The sequence below is a fragment of the Variovorax gracilis genome (genome assembly GCF_030317115.1).
Lineage (GTDB): Bacteria > Pseudomonadota > Gammaproteobacteria > Burkholderiales > Burkholderiaceae_C > Variovorax > Variovorax gracilis.
In genome coordinates this window covers 1-6,715 of sequence record NZ_JASZYF010000069.1, presented here as the reverse complement: position 1 = coordinate 6,715, position 6,715 = coordinate 1, and the positions used below count along the sequence as shown (strand labels likewise).

The window sequence follows — 6,715 nt, the reverse complement described above, 5'->3', positions numbered from 1 at the left end:
CAAGACGATGGAAGAGATCGTCGGCAGCGTGAAGCGGGTGACGGACATCATGGGCGAGATCACGGCGGCGAGCCAGGAGCAGACCTCGGGCATCGAGCAGATCAACCAGGCCATCACGCAGATGGACCAGGTGACGCAGCAGAACGCGGCACTGGTGGAAGAAGCGGCTGCCGCGGCGGCATCGCTGCAGGAGCAGGCCGGAGGCCTGTCGCAGATCGTCGGCACCTTCAAGCTCGACGCCGATGACGGCACAGCGCCTGCGCAGGTCCCCGTGCGTCCGGCGCCGGCTGCGATCGCAGCGCCGAAAGCGGGCGCGAAGCCACCCGTCTCGACACCTCGCCCGAAAGAAGCGGCCGCGCCCAAGCTGGCCGCAGCGAGCGCGGACAGCGGCGACTGGACCGAGTTCTAGACCGCATCCAAGAAAACATCGTCGCACCCCATGACCTCCCTTTCCAATCTCAAGATCGGCACCCGCCTGGCGCTGGGCTTTGCCGCCGTCCTGCTCTTCCTGGCCTTCATCATGGGCCTGGCGCTGACTTCCATGTCGAGCATCCAGGCGCAACTCAACGGCATCGTGAGCGGGAACAACGTCAAGGTCGCCACGGCGAACAAGATGCTCGACTCCATCCGCGACATGGCCAACCTTGCCGGCCACCTGGTGCTGCTGACCGACGAAGCGGCCATGCGCGAGGAAATGAAGAAGATCGCCGCGGCCCGCGAGCGCTACAACGAAGCCAGGACGCTGCTGGGCAAGCTCGTCGTCAGCACCGATGGCAAGGCACTGCTGGCCAGGCTCGAAGACACGCTGGCCGTCGCGACGCCCATCAACGCCCGGCTGCTCGAACTCGCCTTGCAGAACAAGAACGACGAAGCGACCGAACTGCTGATGAAGAAGTTCACGCCGTCGGTGGACGCCATCCTGGTGGCGCTGGAAGAGATGGTGCGCCACGAGACCCGCCTCTCCGAAAAGGCCAAGGAGCAGGCGAACGCCGAGTACGGCCATGCGCGCAACCTCATGATCGGCCTCGGTGTCCTCGCGCTCCTCATGGGCGCGGCCATCGCGTGGTTCACCACGGGGTCGATCACGCGACCCATCGCCGAAGCGGTCAAGGTGGCCGAGACCGTGGCCGCGGGAGACATCTCCTCGCGCATCGAGGTCCGCTCCAAGGACGAGACCGGCCAGCTGATGCACGCGCTCAAGGAGATGAACGACAGCCTGGTGAAGATCGTGGGCGAGGTGCGCACGGGCACGGACACGATCGCGACGGCATCGAGCCAGATCGCGACGGGCAATCAGGATCTGTCGTCGCGCACCGAGGAGCAGGCAAGCTCGCTGGAACAGACGGCGGCGTCGATGGAAGAACTCACCAGCACGGTGAAGCAGAACGCGGACAACGCGCGTCAGGCCAACCAGTTGGCGGTGTCGGCGTCCGAAGTGGCGGTGAAGGGCGGCAGCGTGGTCAGCCAGGTGGTGGACACCATGGGCTCGATCAATGCGTCGTCGCGCAAGATCGTGGACATCATCGGTGTGATCGACGGCATCGCCTTCCAGACCAACATCCTGGCGCTGAACGCGGCGGTCGAAGCCGCGCGCGCCGGCGAGCAAGGCCGTGGCTTTGCCGTGGTTGCATCCGAAGTCCGCAGCCTGGCCCAGCGCTCGGCCGCCGCAGCCAAGGAGATCAAGACGCTGATCGGCGACTCGGTGGAAAAGGTCGAGGAAGGCAGCAAGCAGGTGGCCGAAGCGGGCAAGACGATGGAAGAGATCGTCGACAGCGTGAAGCGGGTGACGGACATCATGGGCGAGATCACGGCGGCGAGCCAGGAGCAGACCTCGGGGATCGAGCAGATCAACCAAGCCATCACGCAGATGGACCAGGTGACGCAGCAGAACGCCGCGCTGGTCGAGGAAGCCTCTGCCGCCGCGCAATCGCTGCAGGAGCAGGCCGGCGGCCTCTCGCAGGTCGTGAGCGTGTTCCGGCTCTAGGGTCCGCGAAGGCATCGGCCCTCAACTTTTGACCGCCGCAGCCGATATAGAGGAGCGACCGAGGCCGGCAGTGCGCTTCGGGCTCCACCCCCCCATCGAAGAAAGAGTGAGATGAGTTTCAAGGATCTGAAGATCGGCACGCGCCTGGGCATCGGCTTTGCCGCCATGCTGGTGCTCATGGGTTTCATCTCGGCGACCGGGATAGTCCGTTTGAGCAACGTCGGCGATGCCACCGAGCAGATGGTGTCGGGTCCCTTGGTCAAGGAGCGGATGGTTGGCGAATGGTCCAAGCTGCTGGCGGCGAACATCGTGCGCACCTTTGCCATGGTCAAGGCCACCGACAGCGCGACCGAAGCCTATTTCAAGAAGGATCTCGGCGCAGGACAGGCGTTGATCAATCCGCTGCAGAAGAAGCTCGAGGAAGTGCTGACATCGCCGGAGGAGACGAAGCTCTACGGTGACATCGCCGAAGCGCGCCGCGTGGTGCTCGAATTGCTGGCCTCGCTCAACAAGCTCAAGGCGGCCGGCGATGCGGAGGCTGCCAACAAGCTGGCCGACACCCAGTTCCTGGCGGCGCTGGCGAACTACGAAAAGGCGGTCGACACGCTCGCGGTGTACGAGCGCGGGCAGATCGACCTGAACGCGAAGGGGATCGCCAAGGACCACGACGCGGGCCAGTTGTGGCTGATCGTGCTGTCCGCCATGGCGCTGCTGGTCGGCGCCCTTGCCTCCTGGCGGCTGACGGTCGGCATTGTTCGCCCGCTGGGCCAGGCCGTGAAGGTGGCGGAGACCGTGGCAGGAGGCGACCTGAGCAGCCGTATCGAGGTGGAAAGCCGCGACGAATCGGGTCAGTTGCTGCAGGCGCTCAAGAACATGAACGACAGCCTGGCGAAGGTGGTCGGTGAAGTGCGCACGGGCACGGACACGATCGCGACGGCATCGAGCCAGATCGCGACGGGCAACCAGGACCTGTCGTCGCGCACCGAGGAGCAGGCAAGCTCGCTGGAGCAGACGGCCGCGTCGATGGAAGAACTCACCAGCACGGTGAAGCAGAACGCGGACAACGCACGTCAGGCCAACCAGTTGGCGGTGTCGGCGTCCGAAGTGGCGGTGAAGGGCGGCAGCGTGGTCAGCCAGGTGGTGGACACCATGGGCTCGATCAATGCGTCGTCGCGCAAGATCGTGGACATCATCGGTGTGATCGACGGCATCGCCTTCCAGACCAACATCCTGGCGCTGAACGCGGCGGTCGAAGCCGCGCGCGCCGGCGAGCAAGGCCGTGGCTTTGCCGTGGTTGCCTCCGAAGTCCGCAGCCTGGCCCAGCGCTCGGCCGCCGCAGCCAAGGAGATCAAGACGCTGATCGGCGACTCGGTGGAAAAGGTCGAGGAAGGCAGCAAGCAGGTGGCCGAAGCGGGCAAGACGATGGAAGAGATCGTCGACAGCGTGAAGCGGGTGACGGACATCATGGGCGAGATCACGGCGGCGAGCCAGGAGCAGACCTCGGGCATCGAGCAGATCAACCAGGCGATCACGCAGATGGACCAGGTGACGCAGCAGAACGCCGCGCTGGTGGAAGAAGCGGCCGCTGCCGCCGCATCGCTGCAGGACCAGGCGGGCAGCCTGTCACAGGCCGTCGGTGTGTTCCGCCTCGAAATGTCCGGGCGACGGGAGCGATAGGCTCATGCGCGTCAACCTGCCCGTCACCCCCCACGAATACCCGCTGCCGCCCGCCGCGGCGCTGGTCTCGCGCACCGACCTGAAGGGCCGCATCACCTATGTCAACCCGACCTTCGTGGAGGTCAGCGGCTACACGCTCGAAGAACTGATGGGAAAGGCCCACAACATCGTGCGGCATCCCGACATGCCGCCCGAGGCCTTTGCCGATATGTGGGACACCCTCGGCCGCGGCCTCCCATGGACCGGGCTGGTCAAGAACCGTCGCAAGAACGGCGACTTCTACTGGGTGCAGGCGAACGTCACTCCCATCCTTCGCAAGGGTGTGACCGAAGGCTACATGTCCGTCCGCAGCCAGCCCGAGCGCGCCGATGTGATCGAAGCCGAGAACCTCTATCGCAAGCTGCGCGAAGGCCTGGTGAAGAACATCCGGATCCGCCAGGGTGAAGCCGTTCGCCAGGGATGGTCGGACCCGCTGGGCAGCTTGCGCCGCATTCCGGTGCGACGTCGCGTCTTCGCGGCGACGACCCTCGCCGCCTTGATCACGCTGGGCCTCGGTGGCATCGGCTGGTCCGAGGCATCGAGGCTCGCAGCATCGTCGGGTGCGCCAAGCTGGCTCCCCGACCTGCTTGCTGCCGGTTCTGCCGGCGCGGCGCTGGCATGGCTTGCCATGGGGCGGTTCCTGAATCGCACGATCTTCCAGCCGCTGGACCAGGCGGTGGGCGTGGCCCAGGCCATCGCGGGTGGTGCACCGGTCAAGTTCCAGATCCGTCCGCAGGACGAGACCAAGAGCCTGCTGCGCGCGCTGAACCAGATGAGCGCGAATCTCTTCGCCATCGTGGCGGACGTTGGTGCCAACGTCTCCGGCGTGATGACGACATCGGGGCAGATCGCCAGCGGCAACCGGGACCTGTCCTCGCGCACCGAGGAGCAGGCGAGCTCGCTGGAGCAGACCGCTGCGTCGATGGAAGAACTCACGAGCACGGTGAAGCAGAACGCGGACAACGCGCGCCAGGCCAACCAGCTCGCCGTGTCGGCTTCCGAAGTGGCGGTGAAGGGCGGCGAGGTCGTCAGTCAGGTGGTCGACACCATGGCCTCGATCAATGCCTCGTCCCGGAAGATCGTCGACATCATCGGGGTCATCGACGGCATCGCTTTCCAGACCAACATCCTGGCGCTGAACGCGGCGGTCGAGGCCGCCCGTGCCGGCGAGCAGGGCAAGGGCTTCGCGGTGGTGGCGGCCGAGGTGCGCAACCTCGCACAGCGCTCGGCCTCGGCAGCCAAGGAGATCAAGGGCCTGATCGACGACTCGGTGGGCAAGGTCGGCGCCGGCAGCGTGCTGGTCGGCGAGGCGGGCAAGACGATGGAAGAGATCGTCGGCAGCGTCAAGCGCGTGACCGACATCATGGGCGAGATCACGACCGCGAGCCGGGAGCAGACCTCGGGCATCGAACAGATCAACCAGGCCATCGCGCAGATGGACCAGGTCACTCAACAGAACGCGGCACTGGTGGAGCAGGCCACCGCCGCTGCGCACTCATTGCATGAACAGGCCGAGAGCCTCGTCGATGCAGTCAGTGTTTTCAAGTCATGAATCAGGAGCCAAGCAGATGAGCACAGTTCAATCGAAGCACGCCGAAGGCGTGGCGAGCCCGGCGCGCACGGACAAGCCGCTGGAATTCCTTTCGTTCACCCTCGGCCACGAGGAATACGGCATCGACATCCAGAAGGTGCAGGAGCTTCGGGGGTACGACGCGGTGACGCGGATCGCGAATGCGCCGGACTACATCAAGGGGGTGGTGAACCTGCGCGGGATCATCGTTCCGATCATCGACATGCGCATCAAGTTTGCGCTGGGCACGCCGAGCTACGACCAGTTCACGGTGGTGATCGTGCTGAACATCGGCGGTCGGGTGGTGGGGATGGTGGTGGACAGCGTGTCGGACGTGATCACGCTGTCGGCCGAACAGATCAAGCCGGCGCCGGAGATGGGCTCGGTGCTGGACACGGACTACCTGATCGGCCTGGGCACGCTGGACGAGCGGATGCTGATCCTGGTGGACATCGACCGGCTCATGTCCAGCGAAGAAATGGGCCTCGTCGAGGCCGCGGCAGCCTGACCTCCAACTTCCCGTCCCATCATGAAATTCCTCTCCAACGTCCGCATCGGAACACGCCTGGCCATCGGCTTCGGCATCGTCCTGGGCCTGACGATCATCTCGACCGCCTTTGCGCTGGTGAGCGCGAAGAACAACGCGGAAGCCACCCGGCGCATGATGCAGAGCCCGCTGGCGAAGGAGCGGCTCATCTCCGACTGGTACGTTCTGACCTACTCGGCCATCGCGCGCACGTCGATGATCGCCAGGACCACGGACGACACGCTCCCGGTCACCTTTGCCGACGTGATGGCCGACAGCGTCAAGAAGGGCACCGAGACCATGGCGAAGGTCGAGGCCCTGCTGGTGGTCGATGAAGAGAAGGCGATGTTCAAGTCCATCGTCGAGTTGCGCGGCAAGTACCAGGCCGCGAAGGACATGGTGGCCAAGGCCAAGGCGAGCGGCAATGCGGCGGAGGCCGAGCGGGCCTTCAAGGAGGCATTCCTGCCCGCCGCGAAAGCGTACGAAGGCCGTGTGCTCGACCTGCTCTCGATGGAGCGCAAGGCCATCGACGACATGAGCCACGCCATCGATGCGGCGAACGCGCGCGGTTTCAATCTGAGGGCCTTGCTCACGCTCATGATCGTGCTGCTTGGCGGGGGTGCTGCCTTCGCCATCTCGCGCAGCATCGTCAGGCCCTTGCACGAGGCCGTGAAGGTCGCCGAGACGGTGGCGGCCGGCGACCTGAGCAGTCGCATCGAAGCGGACAGCCGTGACGAGACGGGCCAATTGCTGCGCGCGCTGAAGAACATGAACGACAGCCTGGCGAAGGTGGTCGGTGAAGTGCGCGCGGGCACGGACACGATCGCGACGGCATCGAGCCAGATCGCGACGGGCAACCAGGACCTGTCGTCGCGCACCGAGGAGCAGGCAAGCTCGCTGGAGCAGACGGCCGCGTCGA

The 6,715-nt window shown here is 65.4% G+C and carries 6 protein-coding genes; all 6 read left to right on the top strand.

Annotated elements, in window-relative coordinates; genetic code table 11:
• Positions 1–409: methyl-accepting chemotaxis protein (locus QTH97_RS36455; RefSeq protein ID WP_286573638.1), on the top strand; the 409-nt coding region annotated here is incomplete at its 5' end.
• 30 nt (positions 410–439) lie between these two features.
• Complete coding sequence (locus tag QTH97_RS36450) at positions 440–1,984, top strand: methyl-accepting chemotaxis protein (RefSeq protein WP_286573637.1); 1,545 nt, start codon at positions 440–442, stop codon at positions 1,982–1,984.
• Between the two features lie 111 nt (positions 1,985–2,095).
• Positions 2,096–3,661, top strand: a complete 1,566-nt coding sequence (locus QTH97_RS36445; RefSeq protein WP_286573635.1) for a methyl-accepting chemotaxis protein — start codon at positions 2,096–2,098, stop codon at positions 3,659–3,661.
• A 4-nt stretch (positions 3,662–3,665) separates the two neighbouring features.
• Positions 3,666–5,252 (top strand): methyl-accepting chemotaxis protein, encoded by a 1,587-nt coding sequence (locus tag QTH97_RS36440; RefSeq protein ID WP_286573633.1) that lies wholly within the window; start codon positions 3,666–3,668, stop codon positions 5,250–5,252.
• A 16-nt stretch (positions 5,253–5,268) separates the two neighbouring features.
• A complete protein-coding gene (locus QTH97_RS36435) occupies positions 5,269–5,778 on the top strand; it encodes a chemotaxis protein CheW (protein ID WP_286573632.1) in 510 nt (169 codons plus the stop codon).
• Positions 5,779–5,799: 21 nt separating this feature from the next.
• Positions 5,800–6,715, top strand: a 916-nt coding sequence (locus tag QTH97_RS36430) for a methyl-accepting chemotaxis protein (RefSeq protein ID WP_286573630.1), incomplete at its 3' end; no start/stop codon positions are given.